At 70.1% G+C, this 21,420-nt stretch carries 22 protein-coding genes; 17 read left to right on the top strand and 5 right to left on the bottom strand.

Going from position 1 to position 21,420, the window contains the following annotated elements:
* The 10 genes from ACFQ80_RS05675 to ACFQ80_RS05720 all read left to right on the top strand — a co-directional run.
* Positions 1 to 692: ATPase, T2SS/T4P/T4SS family (locus tag ACFQ80_RS05675; RefSeq protein WP_430562896.1), on the top strand; the 692-nt coding region annotated here is incomplete at its 5' end.
* Positions 692 to 1,561, top strand: a complete 870-nt coding sequence (locus ACFQ80_RS05680; RefSeq protein ID WP_430562897.1) for a type II secretion system F family protein — start codon at positions 692 to 694, stop codon at positions 1,559 to 1,561. The genes ACFQ80_RS05675 and ACFQ80_RS05680, both read left to right, overlap by 1 nt.
* Positions 1,558 to 2,469, top strand: coding sequence for a hypothetical protein (locus ACFQ80_RS05685; protein ID WP_430562898.1), 912 nt, complete (start codon positions 1,558 to 1,560; stop codon positions 2,467 to 2,469). Before ACFQ80_RS05680 ends, ACFQ80_RS05685 begins: the two co-directional genes overlap by 4 nt.
* A gap of 125 nt (positions 2,470 to 2,594) precedes the next feature.
* On the top strand, positions 2,595 to 2,789 hold the full coding sequence (locus ACFQ80_RS05690) for a hypothetical protein (RefSeq protein ID WP_430562899.1): 195 nt from the start codon (positions 2,595 to 2,597) through the stop codon (positions 2,787 to 2,789).
* A gap of 13 nt (positions 2,790 to 2,802) precedes the next feature.
* Complete coding sequence (locus tag ACFQ80_RS05695; RefSeq protein ID WP_430562900.1) at positions 2,803 to 3,204, top strand: TadE/TadG family type IV pilus assembly protein; 402 nt, start codon at positions 2,803 to 2,805, stop codon at positions 3,202 to 3,204.
* A 35-nt stretch (positions 3,205 to 3,239) separates the two neighbouring features.
* Positions 3,240 to 3,629, top strand: coding sequence for a TadE/TadG family type IV pilus assembly protein (locus ACFQ80_RS05700; protein ID WP_430562901.1), 390 nt, complete (start codon positions 3,240 to 3,242; stop codon positions 3,627 to 3,629).
* Position 3,630: 1 nt separating this feature from the next.
* Positions 3,631 to 4,080 carry a pilus assembly protein TadG-related protein gene (locus ACFQ80_RS05705; RefSeq protein WP_430562902.1) on the top strand — a complete coding sequence of 150 codons (450 nt, stop codon included), beginning with the start codon at positions 3,631 to 3,633 and terminating at the stop codon, positions 4,078 to 4,080.
* A complete protein-coding gene (locus ACFQ80_RS05710; protein ID WP_430562903.1) occupies positions 4,077 to 7,574 on the top strand; it encodes a LysM peptidoglycan-binding domain-containing protein in 3,498 nt (1,165 codons plus the stop codon). The genes ACFQ80_RS05705 and ACFQ80_RS05710 overlap by 4 nt, the downstream gene beginning before the upstream one ends.
* 15 nt (positions 7,575 to 7,589) lie before the next feature.
* Positions 7,590 to 8,219, top strand: coding sequence for a hypothetical protein (locus tag ACFQ80_RS05715; protein ID WP_430562904.1), 630 nt, complete (start codon positions 7,590 to 7,592; stop codon positions 8,217 to 8,219).
* Positions 8,213 to 9,130, top strand: a complete 918-nt coding sequence (locus ACFQ80_RS05720) for a hypothetical protein (RefSeq protein ID WP_430562905.1) — start codon at positions 8,213 to 8,215, stop codon at positions 9,128 to 9,130. Before ACFQ80_RS05715 ends, ACFQ80_RS05720 begins: the two co-directional genes overlap by 7 nt.
* A 65-nt stretch (positions 9,131 to 9,195) precedes the next feature.
* On the opposite strand, the gene ACFQ80_RS05725 is transcribed toward ACFQ80_RS05720, so the two are convergent.
* A complete protein-coding gene (locus ACFQ80_RS05725; protein WP_430562906.1) occupies positions 9,196 to 9,369 on the bottom strand; it encodes a hypothetical protein in 174 nt (57 codons plus the stop codon).
* 87 nt (positions 9,370 to 9,456) lie between these two features.
* Here ACFQ80_RS05725 and ACFQ80_RS05730 point away from each other — a divergent pair, with 87 nt between their 5' ends.
* Together ACFQ80_RS05730 and ACFQ80_RS05735 are read left to right on the top strand one after the other, a co-directional pair.
* A complete protein-coding gene (locus ACFQ80_RS05730; RefSeq protein ID WP_430562907.1) occupies positions 9,457 to 11,277 on the top strand; it encodes a hypothetical protein in 1,821 nt (606 codons plus the stop codon).
* A gap of 50 nt (positions 11,278 to 11,327) precedes the next feature.
* Entirely contained in the window at positions 11,328 to 12,368 is a 1,041-nt protein-coding gene (locus ACFQ80_RS05735; RefSeq protein WP_430562908.1) for a YhcG family protein, read from the top strand.
* A 44-nt stretch (positions 12,369 to 12,412) separates the two neighbouring features.
* Here the strand turns inward: ACFQ80_RS05735 and ACFQ80_RS05740 are convergent, their stop codons facing one another.
* Both ACFQ80_RS05740 and ACFQ80_RS05745 read right to left on the bottom strand, forming a co-directional pair.
* Positions 12,413 to 13,687 carry a Y-family DNA polymerase gene (locus ACFQ80_RS05740; protein WP_430562909.1) on the bottom strand — a complete coding sequence of 425 codons (1,275 nt, stop codon included), beginning with the start codon at positions 13,685 to 13,687 and terminating at the stop codon, positions 12,413 to 12,415.
* Positions 13,688 to 13,715: 28 nt separating this feature from the next.
* Positions 13,716 to 14,144, bottom strand: a complete 429-nt coding sequence (locus ACFQ80_RS05745; protein ID WP_430562910.1) for a LexA family protein — start codon at positions 14,142 to 14,144, stop codon at positions 13,716 to 13,718.
* Between the two features lie 75 nt (positions 14,145 to 14,219).
* On the opposite strand from ACFQ80_RS05745, the gene ACFQ80_RS05750 reads away from it, so the two are divergent.
* From ACFQ80_RS05750 to ACFQ80_RS05770, 5 genes are all read left to right on the top strand, one after another.
* A complete protein-coding gene (locus tag ACFQ80_RS05750) occupies positions 14,220 to 14,972 on the top strand; it encodes a hypothetical protein (RefSeq protein WP_430562911.1) in 753 nt (250 codons plus the stop codon).
* Between the two features lie 128 nt (positions 14,973 to 15,100).
* Complete coding sequence (locus tag ACFQ80_RS05755) at positions 15,101 to 16,120, top strand: ATP-dependent DNA ligase (RefSeq protein ID WP_430562912.1); 1,020 nt, start codon at positions 15,101 to 15,103, stop codon at positions 16,118 to 16,120.
* A gap of 72 nt (positions 16,121 to 16,192) precedes the next feature.
* Positions 16,193 to 17,326, top strand: a complete 1,134-nt coding sequence (locus tag ACFQ80_RS05760) for a tyrosine-type recombinase/integrase (RefSeq protein ID WP_430562913.1) — start codon at positions 16,193 to 16,195, stop codon at positions 17,324 to 17,326.
* Positions 17,323 to 17,652 carry a helix-turn-helix domain-containing protein gene (locus tag ACFQ80_RS05765; RefSeq protein WP_430562914.1) on the top strand — a complete coding sequence of 110 codons (330 nt, stop codon included), beginning with the start codon at positions 17,323 to 17,325 and terminating at the stop codon, positions 17,650 to 17,652. Before ACFQ80_RS05760 ends, ACFQ80_RS05765 begins: the two co-directional genes overlap by 4 nt.
* A 458-nt stretch (positions 17,653 to 18,110) precedes the next feature.
* Complete coding sequence (locus ACFQ80_RS05770) at positions 18,111 to 19,232, top strand: hypothetical protein (protein ID WP_430562915.1); 1,122 nt, start codon at positions 18,111 to 18,113, stop codon at positions 19,230 to 19,232.
* A 137-nt stretch (positions 19,233 to 19,369) separates the two neighbouring features.
* On the opposite strand, the gene ACFQ80_RS05775 is transcribed toward ACFQ80_RS05770, so the two are convergent.
* Together ACFQ80_RS05775 and ACFQ80_RS05780 are read right to left on the bottom strand one after the other, a co-directional pair.
* Complete coding sequence (locus ACFQ80_RS05775) at positions 19,370 to 20,962, bottom strand: Na+/H+ antiporter (RefSeq protein ID WP_430562916.1); 1,593 nt, start codon at positions 20,960 to 20,962, stop codon at positions 19,370 to 19,372.
* 78 nt (positions 20,963 to 21,040) lie between these two features.
* Positions 21,041 to 21,406, bottom strand: a complete 366-nt coding sequence (locus ACFQ80_RS05780; protein ID WP_430562917.1) for a DUF2255 family protein — start codon at positions 21,404 to 21,406, stop codon at positions 21,041 to 21,043.
* Positions 21,407 to 21,420 lie beyond the last annotated feature (14 nt).

A 21,420-nucleotide genomic window follows, 5' to 3' on the forward strand; every position in this document is an offset into this window, starting at 1 on the left:
TGGGCGCCGGCAAGACGACCATGGTTCGCGCGCTGTGCTCGGAGTTCGAGTCCCACGAGAAGATCGGCACCTTCGAGACAGAGTTCGAACTGCACCTGCACGAGCTGCCCGAGCTCCACCCGATCGTGACCGCGTGGGAGGCGCGCCCGGGCTCCGGGGAGGTCGCCGCCGACGGGTCCCAGGCAGGCCAGTACACGCTCGACGAGGCCCTCTACGACTCGTTCCGGTTCAACCTCAGCCGCCAGATCGTCGGCGAGGTTCGGGGCAAGGAGGTGTGGGCCATGATCAAGGCGATGGAGTCGGGTACCGGATCCATCTCCACCACGCACGCGGCGAACGGCGACGCGGCGATCCGCAAGCTGGTCACCTGCGCCATGGAGGCCGGCCCCCACGTCACGCGCGACCTGGCTACCTCCAAGCTTGCCGAGACGATCGACCTGGTCGTGCAGGTGCACCTGAAGACGACCAAGCTCGGCGACGAGAAGTGGCGTCGGCAGCGCTGGGTCTCCGAGATCGTGCACATCACGCCGGGCGAGGAGGTCAAGGGGTACGCCTCGACGAACATCTTCACGCCGAACCCTGCCGGAGGCCCGGCCCTGCCGGCGATCATCCCTGAGGACCTCGCGGGCGAGCTCGAGGAGTACGGCTTCGACTACGACGGGTTCCTCGCCTCCACCCAGGGGGTGGCGTGATGCCCACGATGATCCCGGCACTCAGTGGCGCCCTCGTCGCCGCGGGGATTCTCGGCGTCATCCTCGGCGCCCGCCGCCGAGAGCCCACCGGTTCTACCGCCCGCTCGCGTTCCTCCCTCGGCACTCGCTGGGGCAAGGTCACGCCCCGGACTCGCCTCCTGCTGCTGGTGGGTCTCGGTGTTGGGCTGGTCGCCTACCTCGTCAGCGGGTGGATCATCGCGATCCCCGTCGGGCCCGTCCTGGTGGCCGGTGTCCCCGCGCTCCTGGGGCCCGCCCCGGGGACCGAGCGGATCAAGAAGCTCGACGCCATCGAGGAATGGACTCGCGGGTTGGCGGGCGTACTCACGGTCGGCGTCGGTCTCGAGGAGGCCATCCGCGCCACCCTGCGCTCGACCCCGAAGCTCATCCGTCCCGAGGTCACCCGCCTCGTCGCGCGGCTGCGCGCACGGGTGAGCACCGAGGAGGCGCTGCGCGCGTTCGCCGACGACCTCGACGACAAGGTCAGCGACACCGTCGCCTCCTACCTGATCCTCGGCGCCCGCCGCCGCGGCCAGGGCCTCGCGTCGGTCCTCACCACGCTCGCCGAGTCTGTTGCGGCGGAGGTGCGCGACGCACGAGCAATCGAGGCAGACCGCGCCAAGCCCCGCACCACGGCGCGCGTGGTCACCCTCCTGATGGTCGGTGCCCTGGTCGTGCTGACCATGACCGGAGACTTCATGGCCCCGTACGGCACCGCCTTGGGCCAGATCATCCTGGTCGTCTACCTGACCGGCTACGCCGGGCTCCTGATCTGGATGCGGGTGATGACCAGGGGAGACAAGCCGCCCCGATTCCTGGGAGCGGACGTACGAGGAGGGACGAACCGATGACCACCGGTCTGCAGATCGCCATCCTGGGCGGCGCGCTCCTCGGCGTCGGCGTCGTCCTGCTGGTCTGGCGCCTGATGCCCACCCGGCCCGACCTGGCAGATGTCGTGCACCGCAACTCGCCCGAGGGCGCCAAGGCCCATGCCGAGGCCGCAGCGTTCAACACCCACGACGCCAGCACGACCGAACGTCTCGGCGTCTGGGCCCTGAAGCGACTCCCGTCCAGCTGGTGGGGCAGAACCCCCACCAAGGAGCTCGCACTGCTGCAGATCCCCGTCCACCGCTACTACGGCGAGAAGGTCATCTTCGCGCTCGTCGGGCTCGCGTTCCCCTCCGTGCTGGGGTACCTGCTGATCGTCGGTGGGGTGGACATCCCGTTCGCGTTCCCGCTGATCGGATCCCTCATCCTCGCGGCCGCGCTGTTCTTCCTGCCCGACCTCAACGTTCGCGACGATGCAAAGAAGGCCCGCAGGGAGTTCACCGACGCGCTCGGCACCTACACCGACCTCGTCGCGCTCGAGCGGCTCGGAGGCGCCGGCGCACGCCAGGCGATGGAGCTCGCGGCCGAGGTCGGCGACAGCTGGGTGTTCCGCCGACTCAGCGAGGAGCTCGCTCGCTCCCGCTGGAACGGCAAGGCGCCCTGGGACGCGCTCAACGCGCTCGCCGACGAGCTCGGCCTGCCGGAGCTCACCGAGCTCGCCGACATCATGCGGCTCAGCAAGGAGGGGTCGCAGGTGTACACGCAGCTGCGAGCGCGCTCGGAAGGAATGCGCTCGGCCGCGCTCAACGCGGAGCTGTCCAAGGCGAACTCGGCGAGCGAGCGACTGAGCGTGCCCGGCGCGCTGCTGGCCGTGATGTTCGCGATCATCATGGTCACCCCCAGCCTGATCAACCTCGCAGGTGGTCTCTGACCGCGCGATCGACAGTTGTTGAAGAAAATCGACTCCGTACCCGTCACAATCACCCCCCTGCCGGCACATTCCGTTAGTAACAACAGGAACCGGCCATCTGGAAGAGGAAGAACATGCTCCACAAGATGATCGCCACGGCTCACCTGCTGGGCCTGAACATGAAGGACACGGTCCGCAAGCGCCTGGAGACCGACGACCCCGAGCGGGGGTCGTACACGGTCGAGCTGGTCGTGGTGCTCGGCGCGATCGTGCTCATCGCTGTGGCGGTGCTCGCCATCGTCCGCACGGGTGTCATGGATCGCGTCAACTCGATCTTCTGAGGTGCGCCGACCCATGCGACGCCGCCCCGGCCCTCGCCACGCTCGCGCGGACTCGCGCGAGCGTGGCTCAGCGACCGTCGAGCTGACGGTGATCCTCCCGGTCGTGCTCCTGCTGTTCTTCGGGCTGATGCAGGGCGCGCTGATCAGCCAGGGCAAGGCCACCGCGATCGCCGCTGCCCAGGAGGGCGCGCGTATCGCGGCGGGGGAGTCGGGGTCCGTGAGCGAGGGCGTGGCGGCCGCGCGCAGCTTCGTCGCCGTGTCGTCGCTCGGCTCGCCGGCGTCGGGCGTGACAGGTGCCAGGAACGCCGAGGAGGCGACGATGACGGTCACGGTCCGGACCAAGAGCGTGGTCCCGTTCTGGAAGCCGCGGATCGTCCAGTCGGCGTCGATGCCGATCGAGCGGGTGACTGGATGATGCGCCGTGTCGATCGTGAGCGCGGGTCGGCGTCGGTGGAGCTGACGATCCTGATCCCCGTCCTGCTGCTGTTCCTCGGCGCGCTCGCGCTGGGCACCCGCCTGGCGCTGGCGAACCTCGCCGTGGACTCGGCGGCTGCTGAGGCGGCTCGGTCGGCGTCGATCGCACGTACCCAGCCGGAGGCGATTTCGCGCGCCGAGTCTGGTGCGAGCGCGAGCCTGGCCAACCAGGACGTGAAGTGCCTGCGTCAGAGCGTCCGCGTCGACACCAGCGGGTTCGCCGCCCCCGCCGGGACACGGGCCACGGTGACAGCAGACGTCACATGCGTGGTGAACCTCGCCGGCGTCTCGATCCCGGGCGTCCCCTCGAGCAAGACGATCACCGGGCACGCCTCGAGCCCCCTCGACACCTACAGGGAGCGCTGACATGAAGATCTGGCAGCGCGCAGGAGAGCGCCTGAACGATGACCCCGAGCGCGGATCGGTCTCGACCTGGGTCGCGATCACCGCACTGGCGATGATGCTGTTCGTCGGCATCGCCGTCGACTTCAACGGCCAGGTGCACACCCTGCAGCGGGCGCGCGACGTCGCCGCGCAGGCCGCGCGCGCCGGTGGCCAGGAGATCGTCGGGTCGCGGGCAATGCGTGGTCACGGGGTGTCGGCCGACCCGGTGGCTGCCCGCAACGCGGCGCAGGACTACCTGGCCGCAGCTGGCGTGCGAGGCACTGTGAACGTCGTGAACGGGACGCGGCTGGTGGTGACTGTGAACGACCGGTACGACACGAAGATCCTGTCGATCGTTGGGGTTGGGTCGCTTCCAGCGACGGGAGAGGCCGAGGCGCGTCTGACGCGCGTGATGGGGGGAGTCGAGCAGTGACCACACTTCGACGTCGACTTGTGGGCCTGGTGGCCGTCGTCGGGATCCTCGTGATCATCGTCGGCCTCCCGGTCGTGCTGTTCGCGGTGGGCGCCAACCCGTTCGAGGCTGGTGTGCCGTCCTGGAGCGACGTCACGACGGCGCTGACGAGCCCGGACGACGGGAGCCTCGCCGTCGCGGCGATCAAGCTCGTGGCCTGGCTGGCGTGGGCGCTGCTGACGCTGTCGCTGCTGGTGGAGATCGGCGCGAAGCTGCGCGGGGTGCGCGCCCCGCCCATGCCGGGCCTGAGGGCCCCGCAGGCCGCCGCCCGCGGGCTGGTTGGCGCGGCCGTGATGCTGTTCGTCGCCATCCCCGCCGCGAACGTCGCGAACGCCGCCCCCGCGTCCGCCGGTCCCGCACACGCCGCCGAGCCGATCGCGGTCCAGACGATCGCCCAGCCGGCCGCCGCAGCCACCGCGGCGGACGACGCGCACGAACACACGGCCGCTACGAGCGCCGACGAGCGCACCCGCACCAGCGAGGACGCTGCGACGACGTCGGCGCCGAAGACGGTCACATACATGGTGCAGCAGGGGGACTCCCTGTGGGGCATCGCGGAGGCGCACCTCGGCGACGGGCACAGGTACAAGGAGATCGTCCACCTCAACCCCACCGTGCTGGACGGCAAGGCGTCGTTCATCAAGGCCGGTTGGGAGCTGCAGATCCCCGCCCCGAAGGCGGGCAAGGGCACCGACCAGGGCTCGGGCAAGGACGAGGCGGGCGCGGGCAAGAAGGTCACGGTCGAGCGCGGCGACACGCTGTCCTCGATCGCGAAGGCCGAGCTCGGCGCCGCCGACCGCTACCCCGAGATCGTCGACGCCTCGCGCGACATCGAACAGCCCGGCGGCGCGCACCTGAGCGACCCCGACGTCATCGACGTCGGCTGGACCGTCCAGATCCCCGGCCAGGCCGCGCCGTCGAAGGGCACGACCGACGAGACGAGCGCGCCGACGAAGGCGAAGGACGCTCACGCGGGCGAAGACACGACCACCGCTGCCCAGGAGCGCACGGACGCCGTCGCGCAGGCCGCCGGCGAACTCGCGGAAGCCGCGAGCGCCGTAGGCCAGGCCGCGGACGATGCCGAGAGCGCCGCGCAGGCACAGGCCGAGGACGCGCGCGCCCAGGCGGTCGCTGAGGCGGCGCAGGAGCGCGCCGAGCAGGCGCCCGCCCCGGTCGAGGTCGCCGATACCACCGACGCGACGGAAACGGCCGACTCGGCGGACGCCGACGCTGACCAGTGGATCGCGCGCACCAGCTACGGCGTCGGCGCGATCCTCGCTGCCGGCGTCCTCGGACTCGTCATCGCCCGCCGCCGTAACCAGCAGCGCCGCCGCCAGCCCGGCCAGCGCATGCCCACCCACAGCCTCGAGCTCGTCGAGACCGAGTCCGAGCTGCGCACGACCGCCGACAGCCTGTCCATCGAGACCGTCGACACCGCCCTGCGCGCCCTGGCCCGCCACTGCACCACCGAGGGCACCGCGCTGCCCGACGTGCGCGCCGCGCGCCTCACCGCCACCCAGTTCGACCTGTACCTCGCCGAGCCCACCACCCTGCCGGCCCCGTGGATCGGCACCGACGACCAGACCGTCTGGCGCCTCGACACCGACCACACGCCGCAGACCGCCCCCGACGTCGCGGAGGCCACGCCCGCCCCGTACCCCGCGCTCGTGACCATCGGGCACGACGAGGAGGACGGACACGTCTTCCTCAACCTCGAACACCTCGGCGCCCTCGCCATCACCGGCGACGACCAGCACACCCGCGAGATCCTCGCCGCCCTGGCGATCGAACTCGCCCTGTCGACCTGGGCCGACGACCTCCAGGTCACCCTTGTCGGCGCCTTCCCCGAACTCGAGGACACCCTCCAGACCGGACGCATCCGCTACCTGCCCACCATCGGCCGCCTCGTCGACCACCTCGCCACCCGCGCCGCCGACGACCGCGCGGCGCTCGCTGAGGCCGGTGTGGGGGACTTGAACGCGGCCCGCGCTGCCGGCACTGTGCCGGATGCCTGGACGCCGGAGATCGTGCTGCTCGGCGGCAACATCACGGACAAGCAGCGCAACGAGCTCGCGGGGTTCATCGACGAGCTGCCTCGCGTCGCTCTGGCCGCGGTCACCAGCGGTGAGCACATCACCTCCTGGGGGCTGGATCTGGCCGACTCCAGCACCGGTGGCGACGTCGCGACGCTCGCGCCGATCGGGCTCGAGCTGCGACCTCAGCGGCTCCCGTCCGAGCAGTACGGCCACCTGCTCGAGCTCGCGGCGATGACGGACGTCGAGGAGCTCGAGGGCGAGCCGGTGCGTGACCCGAGCCTCGCCGAGGTCGAGTCGGTCGTTCCCGTCGATGACCCTGCCGACGAGCGCGCCGTGGGCTCCGTGTCCGCGATCCCGGACCTGCAGGACGACGTCCTGCACGCGCCTGCCGATGTCGACGACGTCGACCAGGCCGACGAGGACGAGCATGCTGCCGCGAGCGCCGCGGAGGGTGAGACGGTCGCCGTCGTCGCCGTCACGGAGCCGGAGACGTCGCCGGGCGCCCCGGCCGTCGCGGTGGCCTCTGACGCCGCCGTAGAGGCGGGGGAGGAGGCTGCGGCTGATGTCGTGGAGCTCGCGCCCGCCGAGACCGCCGAGGGCGTCGACGAGCCCGCCGCAGCGACCGAGCCCGACGACGAGCCCGCAGACGAGGACGAGACGCCCCGCGTGGTCGTCCTAGGCCCCGTGGACCTCCTGAACCCGGGCGGGAAGGTCGAGCCCTCGAAGCGGGCCCGCCTCCTGGAGTACGCGACCTACCTCGCCCTGCACCCCGGCGCCACGCACACCGCGATCGACGACGCGATCTGGCCCGACCGGCGCACCGAGGACAACCTCAACACGAGGAACACCGCGACCTCGAAGCTGCGCCGCTGGGTCGGCAAGACGCCCGACGGGCAGGACTACCTCCCGCCGCACCAGGCCGGCGAGGGCTACGCCTTCCACCCCGACGTCACCACCGACGCCGCACAGTGGGACACCCTCATCGTCCAGGACCCCATCAACGCGCCTACCGAGAACCTCGAGAACGCGCTTCACCTCGTGCGCGGCATGCCCTTCCAGGGCACCCACCGCCGCCGGTACGCCTGGGCCGAGCCGATCAAGCGCCGCCTCATCGCGGAGATCGTCGACGCGTCCTACGAGCTCGCCCGCCGCCGCCTCATGGACGGCCGCTGGCGCGCCGCAGAGCAAGCCGTCGTCGTCGGCCTCAGCATCGAACCCGCCCAGGAGAACCTGTGGCGCCTGCGTATCCTCGCAGCGCACGAGAGCCACAACGCCGAGGCCGAAGCCGAAGCAATCAACCGGCTCCTGACCGTGACCGAACAACTTGAGTGCGACCTCGAGCCCGAGACCGAACAACTCCTCGCTGCCCTCAAGAACCCCGGCATCGACTTCGACCGCCTGATGGCCACCGCCCTCTAGGGAAGGACCCCCACCATGACCCGCACCACCCGCCGCACCATCCCCACCGCGCTCGCGGTCCTCGGGATGAGCGTCGTCCTGGGCGCGTGCCAGCAGGGCGCTCCTGGGGGCGATGCCACACCGACCGACGCGACGTCACCGACGGCCACGACCTCGCCGTCCCCGTCGCCCTCGCCGTCGGAGTCGAAGACCCCGGAGGAGCAGGCGACCGAGCTCGCCGAACAGGCCGTCCGCGACTACTACGAGACGTCTGACGCGGCGCTCCAGGACCCTGAGGGGTTCAAGCAGGAGGACCTGAAGGACGTCGCGAGCACGACGGCGCTCGCCGACCTCCAGAACCTCCTTGCCGCATCGCGCGACCAGGAGCTCACGCAGATCGGAACGACAGAGATCGTGGAGGTCAAGGCCACGAAGGTCGATCTGACCAACAAGCCCAAGGCCAACCCGCCCGAGTTGCCGTACGTCGAGTTCCGGGTCTGCTACGACGTCAGCGACCTCAACGTCGTCGACAAGGACGGCAAGTCGGTCGTGCCGGCTGACCGTCCCGACAAGGGAGTCCAGCGGGTAGGCGTCGTCAACTACGACTACCCGGACACGGACGGTTGGAAGGTTGACTACACAGAGCAGGAGGACGGCAAATGCTGAGACGGCTCGCCGCGCTCGCGGCGCTCATCGTCCCTCTCGCGTTGGTCGCAGCTCCCGCCGACGCGGCAGGCCCGGTGTGCAAGAAGCACGATGACCGCACCGGCATCTGCCTGATCTGGGCTACCGACGATGGGTCGGGCGATGGGAACGGCGACGGCGGCGGGTCTGGTGGCGGCGATGGTGGTGGCGATGGTGGTGGGTCCGGTGGTGGCGGTGGAGGCAACCCCGTCGCCGTGACTGTCGACGGCCGCTCGTGCATCTACGTCGGGCTGGCCGACCCCCAGCCCCCGAAGTCGAACCCCGTATGGAAGGGCCACAAGGACGGCGCGATTCACGTCTGCAACGACTCGATCACCGGTGGAAGTGGCGGACAGCTCGGTGGTGGCCCCACGCAGCAGATCCTCTTCTGGGCGGCGTCGGCACCGGACGCCCCGCCGCCCCCGGACCCGGAGGATCTCGCTCGCGAGGCAGTCGCGTCGATGGGCCTGCACGCGATCGACATCGGCATCATCCCCGAGGACACCGCCGGCAGCATGGGGTTGGTGGGACTGCCGACGTGGATGTGGGCCGAGAACCCCGGTGGGACGACCATGGGGCCGATCACGCGAACGGCGTCCGCTGGCGGATACACCGTGACCGCCAGGGCCAAGGTCGACAAGATCGTCTGGAACATGGGCGATGGCAGCAGCGTCACCTGCACCGGCCCGGGCACCCCGTACGCGGACGAGTACGACACCAAGAAGTCGCCCGACTGCGGCCACACGTTCACCCGGCAGGGCGAGTACGCCGTGACCGCGACGTCGTACTGGACCGTCGAGTGGAACGGCATCGGCGAGACTGGCGCGATCCCGCTGGACTTCGACGAGCAGACGACGATCCGGATCGGGGAGTCCCAGGTCATCACCCAGTGACGCGAGCAACACGAGGGGCGAGGTGCACACCGCGCCTCGCCCCTCGTTGTTCTCGCCGGGTGCTCCTAGGAAGGGACGACGCGCACGGTGATGATCCGCTCGCCCTCACGAGTCTGACCGCGCAGCTCGGCGTAGGCCTCCTCGTAGGTGTCGGCCTCGGCGCTCGCCTCGCGCAGGTCGAGTTCGTGGGTGCCGGAGTTGTCCGGCGGGATCGTCTCGTAGGTCACGGTCACCTTCACGGCGAGACTCTAGACGGCGCCCGGGGAGCCCTGCGCCGACGGTGGTGCGATGTGGCCTTGCGGGGTGAAGTCGCAAGGGGCGGGCATGTGGGCGGGCGGCACCCGTCGGTGGAGGTCCGTACGCTGGCGCGCATGCGTAGGGCTGGCGACGATCTGTTCCCGTGGAAGACCTGCGGGCAGCCCTTGTTCGACCGGATCGTCAACGCCCTGCTGACCGAGATCTGCAGCGGCGGTCCAGGTGTCCTTGAACCTGTGGACGGTCGCGGCGGAGACGGCGGCATCGACCTCGACCTGACCCTGCCCGACGGCACGATCGACACGATTTACCAGCTCAAGTACTTCCCCGAGGGGTTCTCCGGCGGGTTCCGTCCCCGCCGACAGCAGATCACCAAGTCGTTCAAGGCCGCGATGAAACACAACCCGCGCAGGTGGGTGCTCGTCGTCCCGTGCAACCTGACCCCCAAGGAGCGCGACTTCGTGCGCTCCCTGGCTGGCAAGCCGGCCGTCGTCGAGATTGGCACGACCATCGGCCAGGCCCGCCTGGACCTGGCCCTGGCGGAGCACCCTCGCGTGTGGAAGCACTTCACCCACGACCAGCGCATGGACGACCTGCGCATCGCCGGGCTTGAGCGCCAGGGGCTGACCACTGCCGCGGACATCGACGAGTACGCCACCAGCATGGGCGAGAGCCTGGCCGCCCGGAGCTTGCACTGGGACCTGCAGGTCACGACCGGGCCGGACGGCGTGGCGACCCGGGTGAGCGCGCGCCACCCGCGTGCGATGGAAGAAGAACCGCTGGCGAGCCGGATCAGCTTCGTGCCCGGTCCGGTCGGCGAGGAAGCCCGGCGCCGCTACGAGGACGCACGCGCATTCGGCACCCCCGTTGACCTGGGCGCCGACGAGATCGCCAAGGTTGAGCTGACCGGTGCGGAGTGGTTCGACAAGGAATTCACCGACGTCAACGTGCACCTGCGGCCGCCGCCGCTCGTGCGCGGACAGGTCGACCTGCGTGTGACCACCCCGAGCGGGAACATCCTGCAGATCGTGCGCGGCACTATGGACGGGCACGCCGGCCAGCGCGGGAGACGCATCCTGGCCGCGCTCGAGTGCGGCCTGGACCTGACCATCACGATCCTGGACACCTCGAACCCCGACCACAGGAAGCCCACCGAGAACGTCCCGGTCGACCTCACCGTCTCCGCGAGCCGGCTACATCGCGGCGACGCGATCCAGGCGGCACGCGCAGTCCAGCTCATCGACCACCTCGAGTCCGGCTCCAAGGTCATCCTCGAGCTGTGGCGCGCGGGGAAGATGTTCGCCCAGATGGGCACCAACGGCGACACCGACGAGCATCGCCGCCACCTGATCAGCGCGTACGACCGGCAGCTGATCGACGATCTCCGCGTCCTGTCCAAGCACTTCGACATCACCCTGCGCGTGCCCGAGCAGATGACGCTGGCGCAGCGAGCCGAAATCCGTAAGGCGCGCCTGCTGGCCGAGGGCAACGTGATCATCGACAGCGACCTCGGTGGACTCGACGTCACCCTCAGCGGCGTCGGGGGCGAGCCGTTCACCACCTTCCTCAAGGACGAGGCGAGCATGATCGCCGTCGAGTCCAAGCTCCACTACCTCGTCGACGGCCAGCCGCTCGCGTACGCGGTGCGGATCTTCCACCCCCGCGCGCACGCCGTCGACGCCGACACCGTGGCCGCGGCGCTCGCGGCGGGCACCGCGGCCAACATGCCGGTGACCATCCGCGGCGTCGACCGGTCGCCCTACCGTGTCTACTCGGTGAGCGACTTCCCGGACGACCGGGAGGACCTGACCCCCACGCCGCTCGCGATCGTGCTGCCCGACGGCATGGACATCCCCCCGGACGAGTTCGGCGCCATCGCGCGGGGCAGCTGACACCGCGCGCCGGGACGCTGGGTGTCAGAGCCCCCGGGCAAACTTCGGGCATGGCCACCGACGACGCAGCCCTGGAACCGGCCGGGTACGCCGACCTGCTGGCCGACCTCAAGGCCCGCGTGCGTGCCACGCAGCTGCGCGCGGTCCGCGCGGCGAACACCGAGCTGCTGGGCCTGTATTGGTCGATCGGGCGCGACATCCTCGAACGCCAGCAGGAGGCGGGCTGGGGAGCGAAGATCGTGACCCGCCTCGCCGCGGACCTCAAGCGCGAGTTCCCGGACCAGAGCGGCTGGTCCCGGTCCAACCTGATGTACATGCGCGCGTTCGCGGAATCCTGGCCCGAGAATGTCCCACAGGCTGTGGGACGACTTCCGTGGGGCCACGTCCGTGTGCTGCTCGACCGCCTCGACGCGCGCGACCAGCGCGACTGGTACGCCGAGCGCGCCGCCGTCGACGGGTGGTCGCGCGGTGTCCTCGAGCACCACGTCAAGATGGATCTCCGTGCCAGCCTCGGTGCGGCGCCGTCGAACTTCAGCGCGGCGCTCGCGGGCCCGGACTCCGACCTTGCGCAGCAGCTGGTGAAGGACCCCTACGTCTTCGAGCACCTCGCCTACGCCGCCTCCAAGCGTGAACGCGACGTCGAGCAGGCGCTGATGGACCGCCTGCAGGACACCCTGCTTGAGTTCGGCCGCGGCATGGCGCTGGTCGGTCGCCAGTTCCGGCTCCCGCTCGGCGACGGCACCGAGTACGTCCTTGACCTGCTCCTCTTCCACGTGGAGCCAGCGCCCCGGTACATCGTCGTGGAGCTCAAGGTCGGCCAGTTCGAGCCCAGTCACCTCGGCCAGTTGAGCGCGTACGTCGCCGCTGTCGACGGTGAGCTGCGCCGGCCTGAGATCCACGCCCCGACCATCGGGATCCTGCTGTGCACGGGCAAGAGCGGCCCGAGCGTGCAGTACGCACTCGCCTCCACCTCGGTCCCGGTCGCCGTCGCGGACTACCGCGGGCTCCCTGACGATGCGCGCGCCGCGCTGCCCAGTGCCGCCGAGCTCGAGGCCGTCCTCGAGCGCGGCCTCGACGATGTCGACGAGTAGAGGCCCACGAGTTCTGCCCAGCCAGGCGACGCGCCGGCGTCGGATCAGGCCTTGACGGTGATGAGCTCGTCCCAGTGGGTCGTGGCTCGCGGGGTGAGCATCTGGCGCTTCATCTGCCAGGACGGCCCGGGGCGGAACCCGCCGTAGCCGAGGCCGATCATGTCGCGGCCGACCTTCTTCTGGATGGTGTCGACGAGGGTGGCGATGCCAGCGGTCTCGTGTCGCATAGCGAACAGGTCGAAGGCTGGCTGCACACCGGCGGGGCGCAGGTCGGTGAGCATGATGCCGGCGCGGGCGTACGGAGTGCCGTCCGGGATCTGGTCCAGGAGACGGTGCGCGGCTCGGGTGAGCTCGACGGGGTCAGCCGTGGGCGCCGGCAGCTGGACGCGCACGGCGGGGTAGTGCTGCTGGGTCGCCCACGGGCTGGTGCCAGCGAACGCGTCGAGGCTCTTGGCGACCTGGTTGTGGCGCACGAGGCGAGCTGCGGCCTGTTGGGCGTAGATCGACAGCGCCTGGCGGATCCCGGCCCGGGTGCTGATCTTCTGGGAGAACGACCGGGACACGATCAGCTGGTCCTTCTTCCCGGTGCGGTCCGCCTCGGGCCCGATGCACGCGACCCCGCGCAGCTCGAGTGCCGTGCGCATGACGACCACGTTGAAGGCTCGGCGGATCATCGCCGGGTTCGCCGTGGCGAGGTCCCAGATCGTGGTGATCCCGAACCCCGCGAGCCGCTTCTCCAGGCGTGACGCGATGCCCCACACCTGCGACACCGGCAGGGACCGCATCAGCTGCTCGCGCCACGCCGGCCGGGTCGCGGGCCACACGCAGACGCCCTCGAAGACGTCGAGCTTCTTCGCGGCACGGTTGGCGAGCTTCGCCTGGGTGCGGGTCGGAGCGACGCCGACGCACACGGGCACTCCGACCAGGCGGCGCAGGGAGTCCTTCGCCTGCCGGCCGAGGTCGGTCATCGCCTCGGGGTCGGCGGCCGTGCGGCGGTCAACGGCGAGGAAGGCCTCGTCGATCGAGTAGACGTCCAGGTCGTGGGTGTACCGCTCGAGGACCTGCATCACGCGCCGGCTCATGTCGCCGTACAGCTCGTAGTTGCTGGACACCGCGACCAGGCCCATTCGCGCGGCCAGGGGGCGCAGTTCGAACCACGGCTTGCCGAGGTCCAGGCCGAGCGCCTTCGCCTCGCGCGACGCGGCGACGACCATGCCGTCGTTGTTGCTCAGCACGACGAAGGGGACACCCTCGAACGCCGGGTTGAAGACGCGCTCGAACGAGCAGTAGGCGCTGTTGACGTCGACATGTGCGATCACCGTGCCGCCCTCCGTCCTCGAGGTCCCCTCACCGCAGGTGGTGGATGCAGTACGTCACGACGCCCCACACCTGCAGGTCGGCCAGCTCGCCGACGACCAGGTCCGGGTGGGCCGAGTTCTCGGCCCGCAGCACGACACCGTCTGCGGTGACGTCCAGGCGCTTGACGGTGAGCTCGCCGTCCAGAACGGCGACGACGACGTCGCCGGGACGCGGTCGCTTCGATCGGTCGACGATCAGCTCGTCGCCGTCGCTGATCCCGGCCCGGGTCATCGAGTGCCCGCTGGCGCGCACGATGAACGTGGCCGCCTTGTCCTCGATGAGCATCGAGGACAGGTCCACCGGACCCTCGTAGTAGTCCTGGGCAGGGGAGGGGAATCCGCACGACACGGCGACCGGCGCCGACGTCAGTTCGGCCACGACCGTCGCGTCGAGGCCGCGAACGCGTTCAGCGAGCATGGTGCCCTCCCGCCTTCTTGCTCTGTCTCACCGCCAGAGTAGAACACCTGTTCGAACCGTGGTCATAATGCTGGGGTGACCATGCCCGCTCAGTTGGACGTCGCTCGGGCCGCCCTCGCGGCAGCCGAGCTGCGCACCGGCGTGCGTCACCGCAGCGTGCGGGGCCGACACGAGGACATCGCGTCGGCGGCGGGCGTCACGGGGGAGCAGACGCGAGAGGAGGAGCTCACCGAGCCCTTCGCCGCGGTCCTGGATGGCGGCCGGCTCCCGACCGGTTCCACCTCCGTCGTTGGCGGCTCGTCGAGCCTGCTGCTCGCGCTGCTCGCCGCCTCCCAGCACAAGGACGACTGGATCGCCATCGTCGGCATGCCGGACCTCGGTCTGCTGGCCGCCGTCGATGCGGGCGTAGGCATCGACCGCCTCGTCGTCATCCCGGACGTCACCGGCCGTGGCCCCGAGGTCCTCGCCGCGCTGCTCGACGGGTTCACCTACGTCGTCGCCGGGCCCGCTGTCGGCCTGACCGTCGCAGACCGCCGGCGGCTGACCGCGCGGGCCCGAGACCGGGGCAGCGGCATTGTGGCCACGGGCGAATGGGAGCACGCGGCGCTGCGGCTGTACGCGACCGCCAGGTGGTCCGGAGTCGACGCCGGCGCCGGCTATCTCCGACGCTGCGAGCTCGACGTCGACCTGCAGTCACGCGGTCGCCCGCAGCGGTGGACGCTGACGCTGCCCACCCCGCAGACGGACGCGTTCATCCCCGCCCACCCGGGGTCCGCGCGCCGCTCGCGTACCGCTCATCGCGCTGCCCCGCTGCATGCGGTGGGGTGACGGTGCCGCGTCCGCGTGCGTGCACCCGCTCAGCGTCCCTACCGTGACCGAGGGAGTCGGCGAAGGGAGCACGTCATGGCTGTGGCGATCGGCCTCCACCACGCCCCCCGCGACATCCCGGGCTGACCATGAGCCTGCCGCCGGGGCTGCGGCTCCCGGTCGACGTCGTCCTCGCCCGCCCGGTCGCGCAGATCCCCGCCCCGACCGCCTTGCCCGGCGGATGTTCCTACGAGCTCAAATTCGACGGCTTCAGGTGCGTGATCGCGCGCGACGGCGCCCAGGTGAGCCTGTGGTCTCGCCGCGGCACAGACCTCACCAGCGCCTTCCCGGAGATCTCCGCGGCCGCCAAGCAGTTGGCTTCCGGCACGGTTCTCGACGCCGAGATCGTGATCTGGACAGCGGGACGGCTCGACTTCGGCTCCCTGCAAGAACGCATGGGCCGAGGCCCCCGCAAGGCCGCCCAGCACGCCCGTGTCCACCCCGCCTCGGCGGCGGTCTTCGACGTCCTGGCAACCGGCGGGGACGACGTGCGCGCCATGCCGTTCTCGCTGCGTCGAGCACTACTCGAGGACCTCGCAGCGCACTGGCGGCCACCGCTGAACCTCTCGCCGACCACCAGCGACGTCGACGAAGCGCGTGAGTGGTTCGAGACCTACATCGTGGCCGGCGTCGAGGGGTTGGTCGTCAAGGGCGCCGACCAGCCCTATCGCGGTGGCCAGCGTGACTGGTTGAAGGTCAAGCACCGCAGCACCGTGGACGTGGTCTGCGCCGCGGTCATCGGCCCCCGGACTGCTCCCGAGCAGGTGGTGGCCGGCCTGCCCGTCAACGGGCATCTGCGGATCGTGGGCCGCACCGGACCTCTGAACCCAGTCGCACGGCGGGCGCTCGCCGACGTGCTGCGTGCCCCGATGGGGGAGCACCCGTGGCCGGCGGTCGTGCCGGCCGGGGAGTTCGGAAGGTTCGGGCGGGAGCGCGGGCCCGTGGAGCTGACGCGGGTGAATCCGGTGGTGGTGGAGGTGTCGGCGGACGCGGCATGGTCGGGCAGCTCGTACCGTCATCTGTTGCGATTCGTGCGCTTACGTCCGGAGTTGCATCCGATGGACCTTGTTGCACCTGCGGCGACCAGCGGAAACGCATCCCTGGAGTGAACGTTGGCGCGCGCACTGAGTGCTGACAAGGCCCTCTTGCCTCCATGACTCAATGTTGTGTTAGATGCAACCGTGACTGAGTCGAGCTCAACGACCGAGCTGCCCGGTGCCGCGCGGCTGGTTCTGGTCGACGGGCTGGGTTTGCTTCAGCCCGAGTCCGCGGTGATGGACGCGATGCTTGAAGGTTGGGCGCGCCAACAGCGGGTGCGCTTCCTGAAGGCCAGCACGATCGGGCATCGGCTTCGGATGGTCCGACGCATGGTCGAGTTCTCGAACCTGTACCCGTGGCAGTGGACGGCGGCGGAGGTCGAGGCTTTCATCAGTGGGCAGGAGGGCGCTCGACAGGTCTCGACGGCACGGTCCTACACCGGGCACCTGCGCATGTTCCTGGAGTACCTGACGGACCCGCGGTATGGGTGGGCTGCGGTGTGCCTGGAGCGATTCGGGGAAGCGCCGCAGCAGGTGCTCGACGAGTGGAACAGCGTCGTGCACGCCAGTGAATATGAAGGCTCCCCGGGGCGCCGGCCACTGACCTATGACGAGGTGCAGCTCCTGTTCGACGCGGCGGACGACCTCGTCGACACGGTGCGCAGCAGGCGTCGCAAGGGATCCATGGCCGCCCAACGCGACGCCGCAATCCTCAAGATGGTCTACGCCTTCGGACTTCGCCGACGTGAGGCATGGGGCCTCGATCTGCATGACCTGCGCCGCAACCCCAAGGTTCCGGCGTTCGGCCGGTTCGGCGCGTTGTACGTGAGGTGGGGCAAGGCCAGGCGAGGGGGAGCAGCTCAGCGCAGGACGGTCATGCTCGTGCCGGAGATGGACTGGGTGGTGCCCGTCCTCAACCAGTGGATCGACGAGGTGCGCCCCCGCTTCGATCCGGGCAAGCACCCGGCGGTGTGGATGACCGAGCGACGTAGCAGGCTCGACTGGCGTGGGATCAACACTGCCTTCGCCCGGGCCCGCGACGCCGCTGGCCTGGACCCGACTCTGGACCTGCACAGCCTGCGCCACTCCTACGTCACGCACCTGGTCGAGTTCGACTACCCCGAGCGGTTCGTGCAAGAGCAGGTCGGCCACGCCTACGCCGCCACCACGGCCATCTATACCGGCGTGTCCGACGCCTACCGCAACACCCTGCTTCGACGGGCGATCACCTCCCACCAACCAGACCTGTGGCACGACCCCGAGGAGGAACACTCGTGATTAAGAAGATGGCCGTCGAATGGGATCTGCGCCTCCGTATGGCTGAACGGGGACTGTACGCCACCACGGACCTCGTTCCGCTGCTCGCCGAGCGCGGCGTTCACCTCTCTCGCGAGCAGGTGTATCGCCTCGTTACGGCCACCCCGCAGCGGTTGAGCACCGACACATTCGCCGCACTCTGCGACATCCTGCAGTGCACCCCGAACGACCTGCTGCGTGTTGTCGAGGTCGACCAGCAGGTCGCCAAGGGGACTGGCACGGCAGGACCGGGTGGACCCGCTCCCGAGGTGCGACGCACGAGGATCCGCCGGCCCGGCCACGCCTGATGGCGACATCTCGCAAGGCCTACGTGCGCGCACCGGTCCGCTGCGCGATCTGCGGCGAGATGCGGGTCTACTCCGCACGCTGGCCCGTGGGGCACGTCTGCGCGACCTGCTACCACCGAGGTCGAGCATCGCCGCGCCCCTGTGCCTCCTGCTCGAAGACCCGCGTCTTGGTCGGGCACCCCCGTGCGCCGTCCGAGGACGAACTACTCGTCCCGACAACCTGCGGGCCCTGCTCTGGCAGCTACCGGTACTCGTACGTCTGCCTGCGATGTGGTGGCGGTGAAGAGCCCTACAAGAACCTGTTGTGCGTCCGCTGCGCGTTGGGGGACCAGTTACGTGCGGCCTTCGGGGACGCGCCGCCCGACAGCTCGATCGGAACGCTGACGACCGCGCTGCGCGGCAGCCGGCGCCCGCGTTCGGTGATGAGGTGGCTGACCAACCCTCGAGGCGGCGCACGCGTGCTGCGCGAGCTCCTCGACCACGGCACGACGATCAGCCACGACGCCCTCGACGCCTTCGACGAGCGTGAGGTGTGGTCCCTGCGGCGCACCCTGGTCGACCTCGACATTATCCCTGAGCGCCACGATCCGGTGGCGCGTCTGGACGTCATTGCCGAGAAGCTCACCGCCGATCTCCCGCCGAGTACCCGCTCGATCGTGCGCGCCTACGCGTCCTGGTGGTACCTGCGCCGGGCACGGCGACGGTACGAGGAGACCGGGCGTTTCACTTACCCCCAGTTCCGCAATGCCTGGCAGCGAATCGTCGCGGTCGGTGCGCTGCTCCAGTGGCTTGAATCTCGCTCACTAACCCTCGAAGGCCTCGACCAGTCGAACCTGGAGCTCTGGCTCGGGCAGGCCACGCACGCGCAACGGGCCGCGACCGGCGACTTTGTCCGCTGGGCAGCGCGGCGCCGTCTGGTCGGACGCCTCACCGTGACGCACCCCGGGCGGATTGAACCCGCGATCCTGATGAGCGAGGACGAGCGGTGGACCGAGCTGCGACGGTGCCTCACCGACGCAACGATGCCCGACGACGTACGCGCGGCAGGAGCGCTCCTGCTGCTCTACGGGATCCCGCTCCAGCGGATTGTCGAACTCACTCACGACAACCTCATCATGGCGCCCGGGACGAACACGGTTACCGACTTCCGCGTGACAAGCGGGGCACCGGCGGTCACAGTCCCTCCGAGGCTGGGCCGTCTCCTCACTGGTTTGCCCGCGCCTGCCTCCGCCAGGGGGACGCCACTGATCGATCCGAAATCAAACGCGCCCGCGTGGCTATTTCCGGGACGTGGCACCGCCGGCCACGTGACCTACACCGGGCTCGCGAATCGTCTGCGCGCTCACGGGCTGTCCGTACGCCAGTCGCGCAACGCGGCCCTCATCGGATTAGCCGCCGACCTACCTGCACCAGTGATCTCTGATCTGTTAGGCCTGAGTGTCGCGGCTGCTGTGAACTGGACGAGGCGGGCGGGACGAGACTGGAGCGCGTACATGCACCTGCTTGCAGAACGCCAGGCTGAAAGTGCCACCCAGGCGGGCTGGCCGGGTACGCCCCTGAGAGGCCAAGGCAGCGAGTGAGTAGAACGGCCAGAGTGTCGTGGCCGGACGGTATGCGTCCGCGATAGCTCCGACTTTCGCCCTTCCGGATCAGTTCGGAGACTGAGCCTGAGCCGCTCATGTGCGACGACGCTGAGCGTCTGTGCTGCGGCCGTGGTTTAGTCGCGGTCGGTAGGTAGGGGCCCGAGGCGGAGTTCTTCGACGTCGAGGCGGGCTTGAACCTGGCGGAGGACGGTGTCGTCGATGTCGCGGTTGTCGCGCAGTCGGATCACGACGTCGCGTTTTCGGGCGAGGAGCGCAAGTCGCAGCCGGGTGTATTCCTCGTCCAGTCGGGCCGCGGAGGCAGGTGTTTCCGGTGCGCCGGCTCGGGCGCGCAAGACGAGCAGGTGCTCTTCATACTCGCCGCGTAGCCGGTCGACGACGGCCGGGTCGGTGCCGAGGTCAGAAGCGATCTCGTCGAGGGCCGCCAGGGCTTCTTCGGTTGCGGTGACCTCGGCGAGCTGGCGTTCCTGGTCCACGCCGTCGTCGTCGGGCAGGCGTGCCCACCGGACCGTGGACCCTAGCAGGAGACCTTGTATCACGAGGGTGGCGGTGACGACGCCGACGGTGATGAAGACGATGAGGTCCCGGTCGGGGAAGGTTGCCCCGGAGGCAAGGGTGGTGGGGATCGAGAGGGCGACGGCGAGGGAGACTGCGCCGCGGAAGCCCGCCATGGTGGAGACCACCCGGGCACGGTTGGAGACCCGACGTGTGCGCTGTGATGGGCGACGGTCCAGGAGCCGGATCGTGTAGGCGGAGGCGACGAGGAAGGTGTACCGCACCGCGACGAGGACCAGGTACACGGCGACGACTCCGATGGCGGCCGTCAGGAGGTCGGTGCTGGTCAGGCCGCGGACTGCGGACTGGACCTCGATGCCGACCAGGACGAACAGGGCGGCGTTGACGAGGTAAGTGGTGAGGGTCCAGAACGGGGTGGACTGCTGACGGATCGCGGCCGAGCCGAGGCGTGGCCCGAGCTGGCTCATCACGAGCCCTGCGACGACGACGGCGAGGACGCCGGAGGCCTCGATCAGCTCCGCCAGGAGGTAGGCGGTGAACGGCAGCAGGAGTGTGAGGACGTTGCTGAGCACGGGGTCGTGGATGCGCTGCCGGGCGAACCCGGCCGCGGCGGCGGTCGCCAGCCCGATCGCGATCCCGCCGAGGTAGGAGACGGCGAACAGCCCGGCGACGTGACCGGCCGTCAGTGTCTCCTCGCCGACCGTGACGCCGACGGCGACCCCGTAGATCACGAGGGCGGTGCCGTCGTTGACGAGCCCCTCGGCGCGCAGCACGGTCATGGTCCGGCGAGGCAGTGCGCGGGCCAGGGCTCCCACGGCGGTGGCGTCGGTGGGGGCAAGTGCCGCTCCGAGCACCCAGGCGGGCCCCCAGGGCAGCCCGAGTGCGTGCGCCGTCACTGCGACGGCGCCTGCCGTGAGCCCGACGAGCAGCGTGCTGGTCAGGACGACCCCTCGGAAGGTGGCGCGGATCTCGCGCAACGAGGAGGTGAGTGCTTCCCAGTAGAGAAGGAGGGGCAGGAACACCAGGAGCATGAGCTCGGGTGGCAGGTGGACGTCCCGCAGGGCCGGCGCGAAGCCGAGTGCGATTCCCGCGACCAGGAGCAGGACGGGTCCGGCGACACCGGTACGGTGCGCGAGTACCCCGCACGCGAGGATCACGGCGCCGAGGATCACGACCAGCTCCAGCCCGATCATCGGTCCTCCTGTTCCTCGAGCCCAGGAGCACCGACCGGGAGGCGCAGTGCCCGTGCCGCGTGTCGCCGGGCGGGTTGGTCAGCGCGGGTCGATGCGCAGGGTGGTGGCGGTGGCCGCGGGGCTGGTGATGGCCTCGACGGCGGAGCCGTTGCCGTACTTGGCGTGATAGGCGCGATCGATGGCGTCGTCGCGGCTGTCGTCGTGGGTGAAGGTGACGTCCGCGTGGATGCCGCCGGAGTCGATCTGGCCGGTGCCGGTGCGCTGGACGCCGCGGTACCAGGCGCCTTCGGTGCCGCGTACGGATCGGATGTACAGGTCGTCGTCGACGACGACGTGCCACACGATACGAGGGTTGCGCAGGGTGCCGTCGGGGCGGTGGGCGGCGACGCGTAGCTCGCCGTCGGCGTCGATGGCTGCCAGGTCGTCGGGGTTCCAGTCGGTCATGGTGTTCTCCTTGG

The sequence above is a fragment of the Isoptericola sp. NPDC056578 genome (genome assembly GCF_042793275.1).
Taxonomy (GTDB): Bacteria; Actinomycetota; Actinomycetes; order Actinomycetales; family Cellulomonadaceae; genus Isoptericola.

Bases quoted from the DNA above. Each gene is read 5' to 3' on its own strand.
- ACFQ80_RS05680 (WP_430562897.1), top strand. From the start codon at position 692: ATGCCCACGATGATCCCGGCACTCAGTGGCGCCCTCGTCGCCGCGGGG.
- ACFQ80_RS05685 (WP_430562898.1), top strand. From the start codon at position 1,558: ATGACCACCGGTCTGCAGATCGCCATCCTGGGCGGCGCGCTCCTCGGC.
- ACFQ80_RS05690 (WP_430562899.1), top strand. From the start codon at position 2,595: ATGATCGCCACGGCTCACCTGCTGGGCCTGAACATGAAGGACACGGTC.
- ACFQ80_RS05695 (WP_430562900.1), top strand. From the start codon at position 2,803: ATGCGACGCCGCCCCGGCCCTCGCCACGCTCGCGCGGACTCGCGCGAG.
- ACFQ80_RS05705 (WP_430562902.1), top strand. From the start codon at position 3,631: ATGAAGATCTGGCAGCGCGCAGGAGAGCGCCTGAACGATGACCCCGAG.
- ACFQ80_RS05715 (WP_430562904.1), top strand. From the start codon at position 7,590: ATGACCCGCACCACCCGCCGCACCATCCCCACCGCGCTCGCGGTCCTC.
- ACFQ80_RS05720 (WP_430562905.1), top strand. From the start codon at position 8,213: ATGCTGAGACGGCTCGCCGCGCTCGCGGCGCTCATCGTCCCTCTCGCG.
- ACFQ80_RS05735 (WP_430562908.1), top strand. From the start codon at position 11,328: ATGGCCACCGACGACGCAGCCCTGGAACCGGCCGGGTACGCCGACCTG.
- ACFQ80_RS05745 (WP_430562910.1), bottom strand. From the start codon at position 14,144: ATGCTCGCTGAACGCGTTCGCGGCCTCGACGCGACGGTCGTGGCCGAA.
- ACFQ80_RS05755 (WP_430562912.1), top strand. From the start codon at position 15,101: ATGAGCCTGCCGCCGGGGCTGCGGCTCCCGGTCGACGTCGTCCTCGCC.
- ACFQ80_RS05775 (WP_430562916.1), bottom strand. From the start codon at position 20,962: ATGATCGGGCTGGAGCTGGTCGTGATCCTCGGCGCCGTGATCCTCGCG.
- ACFQ80_RS05780 (WP_430562917.1), bottom strand. From the start codon at position 21,406: ATGACCGACTGGAACCCCGACGACCTGGCAGCCATCGACGCCGACGGC.